This is a genomic window from Alcanivorax sp. HI0044, assembly GCF_001634945.1.
Map to the genome: position 1 here is coordinate 1 of NZ_LWEZ01000114.1, position 628 is coordinate 628.

General features: G+C 56.4%; 1 protein-coding gene. It reads left to right on the forward strand.

Annotation, left to right across the window (positions count from 1 at the left end; translation table 11 throughout):
- A partial coding sequence (locus tag A3730_RS30825) for a hypothetical protein (RefSeq protein WP_063537321.1) occupies nt 1-466 on the forward strand: 466 nt, incomplete at its 5' end.
- Between the last annotated feature and the right edge of the window lie 162 nt (nt 467-628).

Here is a 628-nt window from a genome sequence, read left to right on the forward strand (position 1 = left end):
TGCCGGTGCGGCTGACGACGATGGCCTGTCCGAGCAGATTCGCCAACTCAAGAGCGAAGCCCTCAACCTGAACCGGGATCTCACCCTGCTGGAACAGGAGCTGCTCTACGCCAGCCCCCAGACCAGCATATTTGTCTCCGTCGACGTGGGCACGCCGATTCGACTGGTGGACATCAACCTGACCATCGACGGTGACCATGTTGGTTACCACTTTTATTCCGACCAGGAATTCGAGGCGCTCACCAAGGGCGGCATCCAGCGCTTGTATACCGGCAACCTGACCAGCGGTCGCCACGTCATGGAAGCCACCATTACCGGCTACGACCCCCTCGGCAAGGATTACCAGAAAACCACCAGTTACAGCTTCACCAAGGGCCCCGGCCGCAAAATGGTGGAAATGCAAATGGTCGATGACCTGAATAACCAACAGCACAAATTCCAATTCCGTGAGTGGAATCAGCAATGACACGACCCCGCATGCAACGGTGGCTGTTGTGTTCGCTGTTAGCTATCAACCTGACTCCGGCCCAGGCCGCCAAGGTTGAGTTCTTCGATGAGATTGACACTGGCCCACAGGTCCTTGGCGAAGAAGAGCACCGTTATCTGGCGTTTGGAGAAGTCATGTATG